We start from the raw sequence: 14378 nt of genomic DNA on the forward strand, positions 1-14378 counted from the left end.
GTAAAGTGCTGCATCATAAATGCATCTTCGGAAACTTTAATTGCGTATCAAACTCTTCTATCAAATGCTTGCTCCATGATAGATATTAACAGCGCCTGCTTCTCCGTGAAAGACAAAACGCAAAATAAGTCACCTGAGAACAACTGGAGAAATACGTTATATACAAAAATATTTGAAGCCGATAGTCCCCTCATGAAAGCTTTTTGATGAAGTCTTGAGCCTCACCATCTTTATGAACATTAATTGAGGCCATTAGTCCTCAACTAAGAACTTACTCAACGTCAGAAGACTTATTATTCGACCGACTTCAAAAAAAGCTGCTTTATTTCAGTTCCCTGGGCTGTTTGTTTTCAGGCAGGGTAGGCAGGGGCATGGTATTGATCAGAATCGGGCTTGTGACATCCTTTGCCCTTTCTTGTAAGCCTGATGTTTATTTCAAATCTGTTTGGAATAAAAGCTATTACTCTGATCAACTACCTTGCCCTTACCATACTTTTCCTGCTTATAGGACTGATGCTTATAGGGCTGATGCTTATAGGGCTGATGCTTATAGGGCTGATTATTGTATTTAGCCTCGATTTCTCGATTCCGGGCTGAGTATTGCTGGAGAGGCTCTGAGTGGCTATGGAAACGTGGACCCAAAAATAGTGTGGAATGTTGCAGCCTTGATTTTCTGGGCTGGGAGAATCTTTCTTTTTGCTTTGGAGAACTGAGGGATCCCGAAAGAAACATTCCCCGCCTATACTGGTTGAGCTTTGTTCCGGTCGCTGCGATATATGTTTTACTTACCCTGATAAGCGTAGGAGCCAGCACTACAGGAGTTTCCCTTAAGGGAGCTGCCGGGCTTTCCAGTCTTGTTCTTTTTATTCCAGGCGGAAGTTTTCTGATATGGATTATTATGGATTATAATAGTAGTGCTTGCAGCAAATGCATGTTCCGGGAACTTTACTGCAAGCCGCCTGACCTATGCTGGAGACAGGACAGGTGTTTTTCCCGAACTATTCGGAAAGTCTCAAAAAGACATGTTCCCCTACCCAGTCTTGTGGCTCTATACGTCCTGTCAGTTCCTATAATTACAGGGTGTTATTTATTGAAAGTTCCTATTACGGCTATGATGCTGCTCGTAAACCATAACTTTATTTTCCTCTGCAGCTTCGTCATAATTACTTACTAGAAAACAGAAACAGGCTGGCAGAAACGGGTCTTTTTTGTCCTTTCACTTCTGTCTTTGAGTTTTCTGGCCTCCAGATTTACCTGGAAGGTCATATATCCGGTCTTTTTGATAGGACTTGGTTACTTCAGGTTTATCGTAAAAAGTGAAGATACATTATTTTCTCAGGCAGTAAATCCACGGCCCAGGAAGGAATTCTTGGAAACGAGTTTCTTAAGTATCCCAGGAACTCTTCCAGCCTGCAGAACAATAAAATTACTCTGTTTGTAGCGGGGAGTGGCAGAATGATTTTTGATTACATGATGATCAATAACAAATACGGGCAGGATTGTCAAGCGCAAATCTAATTGCTTATCATAACTAAAGACACTAGAACAATAAAATTACTCTGCTTGTAGAGGGAGTAGCAGAATGATTTTTGATTACATAATGGCAAATAACAACAATACGGGCAGGGTTGTAAAGCACAAATTTAATTGCTTATCACAAATAAGGACATAGATATGACTTCCAAAACAGGAAAAACAATTAATTCTCTCTTTCCGCATATTTCCCTTTTTAAGTTCAGGAGTTCATCGAGGGAAAAAACGTGATCCAGATTGCACTCTACGGTAAGGGAGGTATAGGCAAGTCAACTGTTTCTGCAAACCTCTCGGCTGCCCTTGCCGATTTGAATAAGCGGGTACTGCAGGTCGGCTGCGACCCGAAACACGACTCCACCCGCCTGCTTCTCGGTGGGGCTGTCATCCCCACAGTGCTGGACTATATGCGTGAAACCCCCGGGGAAGCCCAGCAGCTTGAAGCCTTGGTCTTTGAAGGCTACAGAAGTACTGCCTGCGTGGAAGCAGGGGGGCCGAAACCCGGGATCGGCTGTGCAGGCCGCGGGATTCTGAGCAGTTTTGAAGTCTTAAAACGCTTGGGGCTCAGGGCTTCTTCCTTTGACGTCGTCCTCTACGATGTACTCGGGGACGTGGTCTGCGGCGGGTTTGCAGTCCCCCTCAGGAAAGAATATGCCGACGCGGTTTTTCTGGTAACTTCCGGGGAATATATGGCTCTGTACGCAGCCAACAACATCCTCCGGGGTATCCGGAATTTTGAGGACACAAACCCCAGGGTTGCAGGCATCATCTTCAACAGCCGGGGGTTTTTCGCCGAAGAGGAAAGGGTCTTTGCCTTTTCCCGGGCAGTAGGGCTGCCCGTGCTTTCCTCCATCCCCAGGGACGAGGTCTTTTCTCAAGCTGAAAAAGCCGGAAAAACCCTGGCAGAAGCCTTCCCCTCTTCTGCTTCTGCAGGTATTTTCAGGGAGCTGGCAGTGTATGTGGAAACTCTTGAAAAGGATCGAAGTCTGCTTCATCCCGCAAACCCCCTCGGTGACCTTGAGCTTGAAGCTCTGGTGCTGGGGAGACGAGAAAGGGTTTGCATGAAGCCATTCACTACAGCTCCTGCAACCGATGAAAAAACCGGTACGGAGCTCTGTTCCCTCTGCCAGGAAAAGGGACCTTCTGCAGAAATCCCCTCCGAAATTCCCGAAACAAAGTCCGCAGGAACTCCCGAAGAAGTGCCTACACAGTCCCCTACGCCCCTTCCCTCCAGGCCTCCTCTTTACGGTTGTGCATTTTCAGGGGCTGCAACTGCTACTTTTCAGGTTAGCGATGCTGCCACGGTTCTGCACGGGCCGAGGAGCTGTACCCATATCACGGCCGATGCCCTTGCATGTTCGTTTTTAAGGGGAGGCGGAATAAATGCAGGTGAGGTAAAGCAGGTCCCAGGCCTCCTGCCGACAGATATGGAGGAAGAGGATGTCATCTTCGGGGGGATTGAAAAGCTTGAGAGGAAAATCGAAGAAGCCCTTTCAGCCGGCTGGCAAACGGTCTTTGTGGTGAGCACCTGCCCGGGAGGTATCATAGGAGATGACGTAAAAAGGGCAACTTCAAGGGTAGAAACCCGTTTTCCAGGAGCAAGGGTCATCCCCGTCCCCGTAGAAGGGGTACTTACGGGAGACTTTTCGACCGGACTGCTTGAGGGGTACAAACGGGTTGCTGACCTGATCGACCCTTCCGTAACGCCCGAAAAAGGCCTGGTCAACATTATCGGAGAAAGGAGTTTTTCCCTGCGAGAAGAGGAACACTTCCGTACGATCGAAGGGCTGATCAAAAAGTTAGGGTACGGGGTCAACTGCAGGTTTTTAAAAGGGGCAGATACCCTTTCCCTTCGCTCTTTTAAAAAAGCGGAAATCAACATGCTGGCCTGCGACGACCCCGAGACCCGGGCCCTGCAGGCATACCTCTCCGACCGTTTCGGGCTTGAATTTTTTGAGCTTCCCTTTCCTGTGGGTTTCCGGGAAAGTTCCCTCTGGGTAAAAGCCCTAACAGCACGCCTGCTTCCCGGAGAGGATCCCTCTCCCCTGCTGGAGGAACAGGAAGAGCTGTACAGGGCGGGGGTTGTAAAATATGCCCCCCAGCTATCGGGAAAGCGCGTACTCGTGGTTAGCTACACCGAGGACATCGGCTGGGTGCTGGACACGATCCGGGATCTGGGGATGGAAATCGTTAAAGTTGGGATTTCGGTCTCGTTTTTCGGAAGGGGAAGTCCGGGTCTCCTGTCCTGCGAAGCCTTCCCGGTAGAGAGAGACTATACAGACGAAAAGAGAGCAAGGGATGTAAGGATCCTCATGCCGGACCTTGTCCTTTCTAATTATGCTCCTTCAGTCCCTGAAGACGGGGTGCATTACGATACTATCCCCTTCTCCCCGCAGGTCGGGTTCCTGAGCGGGCTTGAACTTGCGAAACGCTGGAGTACACTTCTGCGGCTGCCGGTTACGGAAGGGTGGAAGTACGACGGAGGTGATGAAAGTTGATTTTTTCCCCTGACGCTTTTACGGGTTCTATCCTGGCGGTAGAAGGAATCAGGGATGCGACTGTGATCCTGAATGGGCCTACAGGGTGCAAGTTATACCACAGTTTTCTCTCGGACAGGCAGTTTCCCAGGGAAAGTTCCCATGACCCCCTGGCGTTCCAGGACGAGTTCTATTTCGGACAGCCCCGGGTCCCCTGCACCTGCCTGGACGGGGAAGACTACATCCGGGGTTCACTTGAAAAGTTTGAAAGAGCACTTACATCAATAGCAGTAAAAGAAAAAGGCTTGCTCATGGTGATTAATTCCCCCGGAGCAAGCCTTGTGGGAGACGACCTGGAAAGTGTAATCAAAAAGGCAGGGATGCAGGACCGCTGTTTTGTTGTGGAAAATCCGGGTTTTTCCCTTCCTGCAGCCCGGGGATTTGAAAATGCTGCCCTTGCCCTGGTCGAACACCTGAAACTCCGCCCCCTGCAACGCCCGGCTTCACCGAAAAAAGTGAACCTGATAGGGCTTTCTCTGCTCCATAAACACTGGGGAGGGTCGGTTGCGGAAATGAAGCGGCTTCTGGCTTTTCTGGGCCTGGAAGTGGGGGCCGTTTTCCTTGCAGGCACTTTCCTTGACGAAATCCGGGAATCCGGTGATGCAGCCTGTAATATCGTCCTTTATCCCGAATATGGCAGAAGGATTGCAGAATGGTACAGGAAACACTTAGGGACCCCTGCCGTGTTTTCTCCTCTTGGGGCTCCCCTGGGGTTTGATGCGAGTGAAAGCCTGTTGAGGGAAGTTGCAGCTGTCCTGGATATCGACCCTGCACCTGCTCTTGCCGAAGTCCGGAGAGCCAGGCAGGCCAGTTACCGGCATATTTCACGTTTCCATTCTTACTCAGGACTTCCCAAAGGAGCCAGTTTTTCAATCCGGGCCGAAAGCTCGCTTGCCTTCCCACTTACACACTGGCTTTACTCCTACCTGGGAATGGCCCCCCTTGCAGTAAAACTGCTTCCCGGAAGTGACCCAGAAGCAGCAGAATCTCTCAGGGCTTTTCTGGACGAAAAAGGCTTTTGCGAAGCCTGGGACAGGGATCCTTCCCTTGAATCGGCTGATATCGCCTTTGCTGACGGCCCTACACTCCAGCTTTTAAAAGCAAAGGGATGCTGCAAAGCCGGCATCGAAATCGCCCTTCCGGAAGAAGGCTACATCCACATAATTCCGAAAACATATCTTGGAGTTTCGGGTGCCCTCCTCCTTCTGGAAGAAATCATTAACGGACTGCGCTCCAAGTGAACATTTGATTTTGAAGGGCAGGAAAGAGAGAAAAGAAAGAGAGAAAAGAAAGAGAGAAAAGAAAGAGAGAAAAGAAAGAGAGAAAAGAAAGAGAGAAAAGAAAGCGATAGAAGAAACAAAAGTCCTGAATGTTGAAGAATACTACAAGTTCACTTTATGCGTACCCGAGCGTTAAAAAACAATTTTTGAGCTAAATACGATAACAGGTATGCAGTATATTGAAGTTCAGAGACTTTACGAAAGTCCGAAATGGTACTCTGAATCACGAAATTTTTGAGTTAGTAGTATTAGGCACACCAATTATGATAGAATTTATATTTTTCCCTTATGTTATTATACATTCTTTAAAATATATATTAGTGACTGTAGGATTATATGATAATATAATTTAAATGAAAGTTGCAGAATGTCCAGAAAATACTGAAATAACGAAGACAGAGAATGATGCGACTGATAATGTTAAAGATAAAATTATGTCGATTCTTGGTGCTTTAATTTTTATATTGATGATAATTTTTTTTGCAGAAATAATATACTATGATGTACCTATAGTAGGCCCTGTTGGACCATAATTGCATTTGAATTTTCATAATCAAGGTATATAGCACAATAGCAGAGAATAATTACACAATAGTAGAGAAAAATTACGCAATAGTAGAGAAAAATTACACAATAGTAGAGAAAATCGCTAGGTATATTGACCAGGCTTCTCATATCTGTTTTCGCTCACGATTTACAAGAATGCGCTGCTTTAAGGTATCTTATTTTTTGGAAGAATATAAAATTTAAAAATAAGATAGGATAATAAAAAATTGAAAAAATAGAGAAAAAGGAAGAAAGGAGGAAATTAATGGAGGTTAAACCCCCAACTCCCTATCCAGAGAGTTAAAATGGCAAATCACTCTCCGAATCTCAGACCCCAAGGAAGAACTGTTGGTAAATCAAGTAAAATTGATTTACAAATAGATATAACTACGTTAAGATAGATAAATATTTCGGGTCCATTTGGATTCATAGTAATAATTGACAATATGACAAAACAAGTAAAAAGGATAAACTATGTTATTTGAAAACCTCAAACTTGATATTTTTAAATAATAACATATTTGATTATCAATTCGCAACCTTGACTTTTTCAAGAATAAGTTGCGGAAGATAAAGTTTTGTATAGTCATTTAATTTTTGAGTTCTGCCTTCTTAGTCACGCCTTTTTTGATGCTCAAATTCGGGTTTGCAATGCTTCCGCTCCTTCCCAGATGTCCACTTTTTTATAAATCTTTCCAATTTCCCGTGATCCCGGAGCGAGACTCGGGATATCGCCCATGTAAAGGTGGAAGACCTGAAGGGAGCGCCGGAAATTCCAAATCTTCCCAAATTATGAGAACAGTCAAAGACCAAATTATTTAACTGTAATATTAGCTACTGCAAGAAAATACTTATTACTTTTTGAAACATAGGTTAACATGACTTTTTTGTAAGGTGCTGCATCATAAGCACATCTTCGGAAACTTTAATTGCGTATCAAACTCTTCGGTGTGGGTGGATGTTAACAATGCCAGGTTCCGTGAAAGACAAAACGCAAAATAAGCCACCTGAGAATAACTGGCGAAATACCCTATATACAATAATATTTGAAGCCGATACCCCCGCAGGCAAGCTTTTTGATGAAGTCCTGATCCTCACTATCCTGCTGAGTGTTATTGTGGTTATGCTTGACAGCGTCAGCGGGATCGCGGCTGTATATGGCGGATTATTCTATATCCTGGAATGGATTTTCACGATCCTCTTTACGGTGGAGTATTTTCTGCGCCTGATCTGTGTTGGCCGCCCTCTCCGATATGCTACAAGTTTCTTTGGGATCATTGACCTGCTGGCAATTCTCCCCACATATCTCAGCCTGCTGCTGCCTGGAAGCCGCTACCTGCTGGTGATCCGAAGCTTAAGGTTACTCAGGATCTTCAGAGTGCTCAAACTTGTCCAGTATGTTGGCGAAGCTGATTTATTAATAAAAGCCTTACAAGCAAGCCGGCGAAAAATAACCCTGTTTCTGTTTGCGGTTTTGAACCTGGTGGTGATACTCGGCTCCCTTATGTACGTAATTGAGGGGGCAGAAAGCGGATTTACCAGTATCCCGAGGAGTATCTACTGGGCGGTCATAACCCTCACAACCGTAGGCTACGGGGACATTGTCCCTGTGACCAATCTCGGGCAGGCACTGGCATCGGTTATCATGATCATCGGTTATAGTATCATCGCAGTCCCGACAGGGATTGTGACATCCGAGATCACCTTTGCAAGCAAAAATCTAAACGGCAGGGTATGCCAGAATTGCAGTTTCGAGGGGCATGACAGCGATGCTAAATTCTGCAAGCGCTGCGGGGCAGAATTGTAAGATGGCTTTGGGTAGAACCATTCCCGAATCAGGCAGAATTTAAGTTGTATTGTTGCTCGTGAGAAATTCATCACAAGCGGTCTCTAAATAGTAATAAATCACTGGAATTGCGATATGCCCGCTCGGATCGGTGTACTTCACCGGGTTGTTCAGAGCATAAGAATACCTGTTCAATGCCTGCGGATTATACGGATCAAGAAGCATTGTATCCGACTGGGCAAAAACCCTGTACTCAGGTGAATAATACTTGCGCTGTAGTACATCAACCCTGTATCGGCATCATTTTCCTGCCCGATAAACCCATATTTCTCCAGCCCGCCGAACCGAACCTGACCGTATGGGAAGTAATCGGTGCATTCTACCTCAAGCCCGGTTTCGTCAACCATCAAAGAAGTGCTGCCTATGTGGTCTGAAAGGTACCACTCCATGCCATCGGAAGTTTGTTTGGCTATACGTTCATCATCGCGGAAGAAGTAACTGGTGGATGTGCAGTTGTCTATTAATTACGTTAAAACGAATGTGAGGTATCGAATCAAAAATGCAAAAAGAAGATTTAAACATCCAGCAATTCTGGATGTTTTTTAATGATATGTAATTTAGAGTACATAAGTCAAACATATTAAAAGCTTATTTCAGTCCCTTGGATATAATTCAACTCCTTCACGAAACGGGTACTTTAAATAGTCAACTTTTAGAGCAACTTCTACAGCTTCGTGTATTTTGTCATCATTTGTAAACTTTCTAATTGCCTCTAATTCTTCTTCCCAATCTGGTCCTCCTATATCTAATAAGTAACTTGCAAAATCCAACAATATATTTTTGTGAGGTTGAAGTTCTATTAAACGTTGATATACCAGAAACATCAAATCAATCGGCATGTCATAGTTCTTTTTGTCCTCTTCAACAATATTGATTAATAAATCAGGTTCTTTTGTTTCTTTAAGTTTAAGCTTAAAATCTTCGCTCAGATTAAATAAATGTAGTTTTGCTTTTTTCACATCATTTTCACTTAAACGCGAATAGTTGCATTTCATTGATCGATTAATCTCGTCTCTCATTTGGAGAATATCCATTTTCAACACCCTACTCAATCTTTGGATAATATGTTGGGACTCTATAAAGGCTACCTTGTGTCTGCATTAAATGGTACCCAACTTGATTATTATTAACAGTGACAATTCTTTCTATTGATCCTGTACTGGGTAATTCAAGTCCAGAATTTACAGCAGAATTTACGTCCAAAACAATTGCACTTTCAATTTCGTTCATCGTTCCAATTTCTTCCAGACCACCAGCTACTGGATGTTCCCGCATATATCCATGTCCACTATTTATCTGTATCTTCTTCCCACCATATCCAAGTATTCTTCTATATTGTCCACCCTCAGTTGTATCGTCTATGAGTGTTATGCCATCGGCAAGACCCTCTAAGGCCTTTTTCCCATCGATCACATTATCTATTTTATTCCCAGTGTCAGCAACTTCCGCCGTCTTATCCAGCAGCTTGAACAAATCTCCAACATTATCCGCATGAGTAACTGTTTCCTCCACCGCTGTAACTGCAAGCCTTCCACCTGTAGCAACAGGCAGAGCAGCACATACCAGATCAACACCAAGACCTATGTATGTCCATTTATTAGCATTCCCGGTACGAATATCGTTAATGTCCATTGCAAGAAACGCTACATCAATGGCAGTCTCAATATAATGTCCGCTTGGATCAGTATACTTCACCGGATTATTCAACGCATAAGAATACCTGTTCAACGCCTACGGATTATACGGATCAGGAAGCATCGTATCCGGCTGAACGAAAACCCTGTACTCAGGCGAATAATACCTCGCACCGTAGTACATCAGCCCTGTATCGGCATCATTTTCCTGACCTGTAAACCCGTATTTCTACAGACAGCCTGACCTTACCTGTCCGTATGGGAAGTAATCGGTTCGTTCGACCTCAAGCCCGGTTTCGTCTACCTTCAGGGAAGTGCTACCTATATGGTCTGAAAGGTACCACTCCATACCTTAGGCTACTTTCTCTCGTAATACTGTTATAAAAGGATGGGGTGGAGATATTAATTATAGAGAAAACTAAAGTAGAGAAAACTAAAGAGTTGATTAAAAGATTTTTCAATTTCTTCTGGATTCATGGATAAACTAATCGAATCACTCAGTATGGTCGATCAGAATGCTACCTAACAAAAACGTAGCCTGACATAATTATATGTCAGGATCAATGTGGAGTTTACGATCAAAAGACTAATTTTCATTTTAGAGAAAAATTAAGCCTTCTCTGACAGTGTGCCAATTTTTCTGTAATATTACAAATTTTGAAAAGATCTCGAGTTGAAAACTCGAGAACGTGAGTCAGTTTTATCTACTGTATACAAACCGTGACACCGAATTTACAGAACTTTCGGTACACTGATTTTTTAATATAGCTTTATCCCAATCAACCTTTAAACTTGAGTTTTTGGTGTAGCATTTTCCTAATTTATATACGTTATCCGTTCAGAGTGGTGGACTTCACCTGATGTCCAGTGAATAAGCATACAAATTACTGCTTGCACTCTTCTCCATTGTATAGCTCTATTTTTTTGTTTATGAGATCTTTCATTTCTAATATATAGTATTCATAAATGAAACGCTGGTGTAGACGGAACAAATAAATTTTTATTTCATCAAGAGAAGATGGTCTTAAGTTCTCCAGTTTTTCCAAAGGAGAAATCATAAGATCATACACTTCATTATGATTGTTTAACAATTCTAATACATTACTATTTTTTTCGATAAGGATAGGACTCTTGGAAGTACGTTTTTCCAAATTCATGAGAGTATTTAAGGTTTTCTCCATTAATTCAATCATTGTTATCCCTATATCCTTCATTTAATTTTCTGCCTTTAAAAGCATTTCAATTAATATGTCATGAGTTATCATTACTCTATTCAATAATTCCTCATACTTTGAATAAAGCAATTTTAATAAGCCACATATTTCCGTTTGGCTGATCTCAGCGTTAGCATCAATGTAATTTATAATATTATCAATATCCTCATATAAACCTAAGATTTCAGTTCTAAGAGTTTTCAATTCACTTTCGAATATCTCCTCTGGAACGGATTGTTCGGAAAGATTTCTGTTTATGCCTTTTAGTATTTGCAACATTCTCTCTAATGTCTCAATCATGAAATCCTCCAGCTATTTAAGAGAATCTTAGCACTTGCAACTGCTTTTTTGGATCCCATTCTTTAGGTTTTTCTTCTGGAGAAAACCACAAGTAACCACTTCTGATCCAATTCAGTCTCCAAATATTAATTAATATTTTTACAATAGGGTCATATCCATATCGATATCCACTATCATCATAGTTATACTGAAACCCACAACAGGGACATATTTCTTCAGATCCATGCCCATTTTTATCATAAGGTGGATCATATAAGTTATTAAAACCACAAACTAAGCAGATATTACTCATATTGTTTGCTCCTTTCTATTCCAGGTTGACGTTTCCAATAATCAACTCCAGCGGTTGGTTTATAAAATGTTCTTGTAGTTCCATCAGGGTTATAGGAACCAAAAGTATTTGTTTTTGGATCATAGATTCTGATAACTCCTGAATCATCTATTTTTGTTTCATACCTTTTTCCGTTGTTGAAAAAGTCGTTTGCCATCGTTGCATATTCATCTTCTGTTCTGGCTCCAAAATCAGCTCCGTGGTCTTTAAAATGTCTTTGCAATGTCTTCGGGTTTCCCCATTTATATGGATTCTTACTGATCCTGACTGCATCAGCAAAACTATCCAAGTTGTTTACTGTTTTTTCAGCATCAGTCGTGCCATCTATTTTCTTCTCTACACCCGCCGTCTTATCCAGCAGCTTGAACAAATCTCCAACATTATCCGCATGAGTAACTGTTTCCTCCACCGCTGTAACTGCAAGCCTTCCACCTGTAGCAACAGGCAGAGCAGCACATACCAGGTCAACACCAAGACCTATGTATGTCCATTTATCAGCATTCCCAGTGCGGATATCATTAATATCCATTGCAAGGAAAGCTAAATCAATGGCAGTCTCAACATAGTGCCCTGTAGGATCATTATATTTCACCGGATTATTCAGCGCATAAGAATACCTGTTCAATGCCTGCGGATTATACGGGTCAGGAAGCATTGTATCCGACTGGACAAAGTCTTATTGAATAAAAGAAGTAAAAGTGCCTAATAAAAGGCACAAACTAAGGGTAAAATCAAATATTTATAAAAATATTATAGAATTTGTTTATGCTTATTCATTTTTTTCCTCACTTAATTTTCTTAACTTATATCCACGTGCAATTATTTCAACATAAAAATCTCCTAAACCAATTATGTAGTGATGAGCGCCGTCTATAAGCTTTCCATGTGGATGCTGGTCATTATATTCACTTTTTAATTGAGAAAACCAATCAGAATTTATAGCCTCGTACATCATACCGTGATTTGAGATATCAAACAGAAAACTCCCATCAAAACAATCGTCAATCGTAATTTTTAATGCAATGTATGTCACAAATTCAATTTTGTACCTGATCTCGTTTTCATCATCGAATTCGATAAATAATTTATTTCCGTCTCTATTGTCACAGACGATTTTTTCAAATGGAACATCGTGAACCGTTATATTTGGTTCAAGTATTCTTATTTCCATCATCGACCACCATTTCTGATTTTAATACTTACCCCATCATTAGTCGTTGTCAACTTCTTATCCCAATCCTTTCTTATTTGAGCTGGGCTTGCGTATTCATATGGTATATCCAACCCAACTTGTTTATATGCATATAATCTTCTATGATCAAGCGAGTACAGTTTTCCATTCATTTCAAAAATTCTTATAGGTTCGACTTTAGAAGGATCAACGTTTCCATTTTTTAATCCTTCTATTAAATCATCTACTGTTTCATCGGAATTACTAAATGTTCTACTAATACTGCTTTGAGTGTACCTTACTTTACTTGGATCGATCATTCCACTCTTGCCTGCATTTTTAGCAGCATTCTCTAAAACTTCTTCTTTAACTTCTCTACTTATTTGATCCTTAAGTGCTTTTCTTGTTATATCGTCCGTCGGAGTATTAATCGGTGACAATTCATCAGGATCAAGTAATTCCGAAGCAATATCCAAACCTAATCCAATTTTTGCAACTTCTTTGTCGAAAGCATTCGAGTTTGGATCTATTATTGTCCACGAGTCCGTTGCAAAATCATACAAATTCCAACCATAATCTATTACAGTTGAAACAACTTTAACGGCAGCAATAACTATTGCTGGAATTACGATATGCCCGGTTGGATCAGTATACTTCACCGGGTTGTTCAGCACATAAGAATACCTGTTCAACGCCTGCGGATTATACGGATCAGGAAGCATCGTATCCGGCTGAACGAAAACCCTGTACTCAGGCGAATAATACCTTGCACCGTAGTACATCAACCCTGTATCGGCATCGTTCTCCTGCCCGGTAAACCCGTATTTCTCCAGACCGCCTGACTTTACCTGTCCGTATGGGAAGTAATCGGTGCGTTCGATCTCAAGCCCATTCTCGTCAACCATCAGGGAAGTGCTGCCTATGTGATCGGAGAGGTACCACTCCATACTTTCGGATGTTTCTTTGGCTACGCGTTCATCATCGCGGAAGAAGTAGCTGGTAGAGATGCCGTTATCGATTTCGTAGAACTTGTTGATGTAATAGGTGAATTCTCCATCGGAATTCTGTTTCTTGATTCTCTGGCCGTTTGCATCGTACCAGTACTTTTCTACAAGGGAATTATTGGCAGAGTAACGGACTTCACTTAACTGGTTGGCATCGTTGTAGACGTAGATAAAATCCTCATCGTCGACCAGGTTTCCGTTTGCATCATAGTCGAGGGTGTTTCCGTTGTAGGTAACAGGTGCGTGGGACGGGGTCGCAGAGTAGCCATAAGAGGAGAGTATTGTTCTGTCTCGGCTGAATAGATACCAAAAATAAATACTTCAGACATTTTGAGGGAATCTTATCTCTTTTCCATATTTTTCCCTGCCAGTTAGACCATCAATATTCCAATCGCTCTTGATGACAGTAAATGAATTGTTGTCCGAGTCTGGAATGATGACTATTGAATAGACATCTTCTTTCAATTTTTTTAGGCTTGATAAAGAATACTTAAATTCCGCTTCCTGATCACAAAATGTGTAGTCATACTTTGAATACTTATATATGCTCATCATTGTGTCAATTAACTCTTCCGTCATGTATCCTATTTCTTCCTTTGAGTGAGTTTCCAACAGATCTTCTTCTTTTATATCCAACAGAAAGCCAAAAAACTCAGATTGTTTTTCGAGCCTCATTATAAGATCAACACCTCTACGTTTTAGTATGTCAGCATGAACTGCAACTTCTCCATAAAATCCTCTTGAAAAACTTTTATAGCAATCACGTGGGAAAAAAGGAGATGGAGAGTTTACTTCTTTCCAGTGTTCTCCCTCCAAATCTTCACTATATTTGATATTTTTGATGATCCCATCAGAATCCAAAAAATATTCAATTAATTTTTTTAATTCCTTCTCTATTTTATTATTAGTAGCATCATCATACACAAGATTTGCAAATCTTTGTACTATTCCATAAGTAAGACCAATTGAGATGTAACTACCCATA

The 14378-nt window shown here is 41.9% G+C and carries 18 protein-coding genes and 1 pseudogene; 7 read left to right on the top strand and 12 right to left on the bottom strand.

From position 1 onward, the window contains the following. Positions 1–405: 405 nt before the first annotated feature. The 7 genes from MA_RS10560 (at position 406) to MA_RS10585 (ending at position 7700) form a co-directional block, all read left to right on the top strand. Complete coding sequence (locus MA_RS10560; RefSeq protein WP_048065286.1) at positions 406–597, top strand: hypothetical protein; 192 nt, start codon at positions 406–408, stop codon at positions 595–597. A gap of 52 nt (positions 598–649) precedes the next feature. After that, positions 650–1174, top strand: coding sequence for an APC family permease (locus MA_RS10565; RefSeq protein WP_011022023.1), 525 nt, complete (start codon positions 650–652; stop codon positions 1172–1174). A 586-nt stretch (positions 1175–1760) separates the two neighbouring features. After that, complete coding sequence (locus MA_RS10570; protein ID WP_011022025.1) at positions 1761–4028, top strand: nitrogenase component 1; 2268 nt, start codon at positions 1761–1763, stop codon at positions 4026–4028. Further along, entirely contained in the window at positions 4025–5308 is a 1284-nt protein-coding gene (locus MA_RS10575) for a nitrogenase component 1 (RefSeq protein WP_011022026.1), read from the top strand. Before MA_RS10570 ends, MA_RS10575 begins: the two co-directional genes overlap by 4 nt. 10 nt (positions 5309–5318) lie before the next feature. Next, a complete protein-coding gene (locus tag MA_RS26860; RefSeq protein ID WP_157860173.1) occupies positions 5319–5483 on the top strand; it encodes a hypothetical protein in 165 nt (54 codons plus the stop codon). Positions 5484–5700: 217 nt separating this feature from the next. After that, positions 5701–5880, top strand: coding sequence for a hypothetical protein (locus MA_RS10580; protein WP_048065287.1), 180 nt, complete (start codon positions 5701–5703; stop codon positions 5878–5880). A gap of 980 nt (positions 5881–6860) precedes the next feature. Then, positions 6861–7700 carry an ion transporter gene (locus tag MA_RS10585; protein ID WP_011022027.1) on the top strand — a complete coding sequence of 280 codons (840 nt, stop codon included), beginning with the start codon at positions 6861–6863 and terminating at the stop codon, positions 7698–7700. Positions 7701–7739: 39 nt separating this feature from the next. Here the strand turns inward: MA_RS10585 and MA_RS29770 are convergent, their stop codons facing one another. From MA_RS29770 to MA_RS10640, 12 genes and pseudogenes are all read right to left on the bottom strand, one after another. Then, positions 7740–7904 (bottom strand): hypothetical protein, encoded by a 165-nt coding sequence (locus MA_RS29770; RefSeq protein WP_083755906.1) that lies wholly within the window; start codon positions 7902–7904, stop codon positions 7740–7742. Further along, positions 7871–8128 carry an RHS repeat domain-containing protein gene (locus MA_RS26865; RefSeq protein ID WP_011022028.1) on the bottom strand — a complete coding sequence of 86 codons (258 nt, stop codon included), beginning with the start codon at positions 8126–8128 and terminating at the stop codon, positions 7871–7873. The genes MA_RS29770 and MA_RS26865 overlap by 34 nt, the downstream gene beginning before the upstream one ends. A gap of 204 nt (positions 8129–8332) precedes the next feature. Further along, a complete protein-coding gene (locus tag MA_RS10595) occupies positions 8333–8698 on the bottom strand; it encodes a hypothetical protein (RefSeq protein ID WP_157860174.1) in 366 nt (121 codons plus the stop codon). Positions 8699–8783: 85 nt separating this feature from the next. Beyond that, positions 8784–9467: a hypothetical protein gene (locus tag MA_RS10600; protein WP_226990821.1), complete on the bottom strand. Its 684-nt coding sequence runs from the start codon at positions 9465–9467 to the stop codon at positions 8784–8786. Positions 9468–9470: 3 nt separating this feature from the next. Continuing rightward, positions 9471–9587 (bottom strand): annotated as a pseudogene (locus MA_RS29775) (RHS repeat-associated core domain-containing protein); the annotation flags it as partial. A gap of 670 nt (positions 9588–10257) precedes the next feature. Next, on the bottom strand, positions 10258–10587 hold the full coding sequence (locus tag MA_RS10605) for a hypothetical protein (RefSeq protein ID WP_011022030.1): 330 nt from the start codon (positions 10585–10587) through the stop codon (positions 10258–10260). Further along, entirely contained in the window at positions 10588–10887 is a 300-nt protein-coding gene (locus MA_RS10610; protein ID WP_011022031.1) for a hypothetical protein, read from the bottom strand. Positions 10888–10903: 16 nt separating this feature from the next. Beyond that, positions 10904–11179 (bottom strand): hypothetical protein, encoded by a 276-nt coding sequence (locus tag MA_RS10615; protein ID WP_011022032.1) that lies wholly within the window; start codon positions 11177–11179, stop codon positions 10904–10906. After that, entirely contained in the window at positions 11172–11873 is a 702-nt protein-coding gene (locus MA_RS24540; protein ID WP_011022033.1) for a hypothetical protein, read from the bottom strand. Before MA_RS24540 ends, MA_RS10615 begins: the two co-directional genes overlap by 8 nt. Before the next feature lie 114 nt (positions 11874–11987). Continuing rightward, positions 11988–12389 (bottom strand): hypothetical protein, encoded by a 402-nt coding sequence (locus MA_RS10625; protein WP_162013080.1) that lies wholly within the window; start codon positions 12387–12389, stop codon positions 11988–11990. After that, complete coding sequence (locus MA_RS24545; RefSeq protein ID WP_083755909.1) at positions 12389–13336, bottom strand: RHS repeat-associated core domain-containing protein; 948 nt, start codon at positions 13334–13336, stop codon at positions 12389–12391. The genes MA_RS10625 and MA_RS24545 overlap by 1 nt, the downstream gene beginning before the upstream one ends. 378 nt (positions 13337–13714) lie before the next feature. Further along, positions 13715–14377, bottom strand: a complete 663-nt coding sequence (locus tag MA_RS10640; RefSeq protein WP_048065291.1) for an Imm64 family immunity protein — start codon at positions 14375–14377, stop codon at positions 13715–13717. Position 14378: the final 1 nt, after the last annotated feature.

The organism is Methanosarcina acetivorans C2A, from assembly GCF_000007345.1.
GTDB lineage: Archaea > Halobacteriota > Methanosarcinia > Methanosarcinales > Methanosarcinaceae > Methanosarcina > Methanosarcina acetivorans.

Excerpts from the sequence above, each read along its gene's own strand:
- MA_RS10580 (WP_048065287.1), top strand. The coding sequence starts at position 5,701 with ATGAAAGTTGCAGAATGTCCAGAAAATACTGAAATAACGAAGACAGAG.
- MA_RS10585 (WP_011022027.1), top strand. The coding sequence starts at position 6,861 with ATGCCAGGTTCCGTGAAAGACAAAACGCAAAATAAGCCACCTGAGAAT.
- MA_RS29770 (WP_083755906.1), bottom strand. The coding sequence starts at position 7,904 with ATGCTTCTTGATCCGTATAATCCGCAGGCATTGAACAGGTATTCTTAT.
- MA_RS26865 (WP_011022028.1), bottom strand. The coding sequence starts at position 8,128 with ATGGAGTGGTACCTTTCAGACCACATAGGCAGCACTTCTTTGATGGTT.
- MA_RS10605 (WP_011022030.1), bottom strand. The coding sequence starts at position 10,587 with ATGAAGGATATAGGGATAACAATGATTGAATTAATGGAGAAAACCTTA.
- MA_RS10610 (WP_011022031.1), bottom strand. The coding sequence starts at position 10,887 with ATGATTGAGACATTAGAGAGAATGTTGCAAATACTAAAAGGCATAAAC.
- MA_RS10615 (WP_011022032.1), bottom strand. The coding sequence starts at position 11,179 with ATGAGTAATATCTGCTTAGTTTGTGGTTTTAATAACTTATATGATCCA.
- MA_RS24540 (WP_011022033.1), bottom strand. The coding sequence starts at position 11,873 with ATGCTTCCTGACCCGTATAATCCGCAGGCATTGAACAGGTATTCTTAT.
- MA_RS10625 (WP_162013080.1), bottom strand. The coding sequence starts at position 12,389 with ATGGAAATAAGAATACTTGAACCAAATATAACGGTTCACGATGTTCCA.
- MA_RS24545 (WP_083755909.1), bottom strand. The coding sequence starts at position 13,336 with ATGGAGTGGTACCTCTCCGATCACATAGGCAGCACTTCCCTGATGGTT.
- MA_RS10640 (WP_048065291.1), bottom strand. The coding sequence starts at position 14,377 with ATGGGTAGTTACATCTCAATTGGTCTTACTTATGGAATAGTACAAAGA.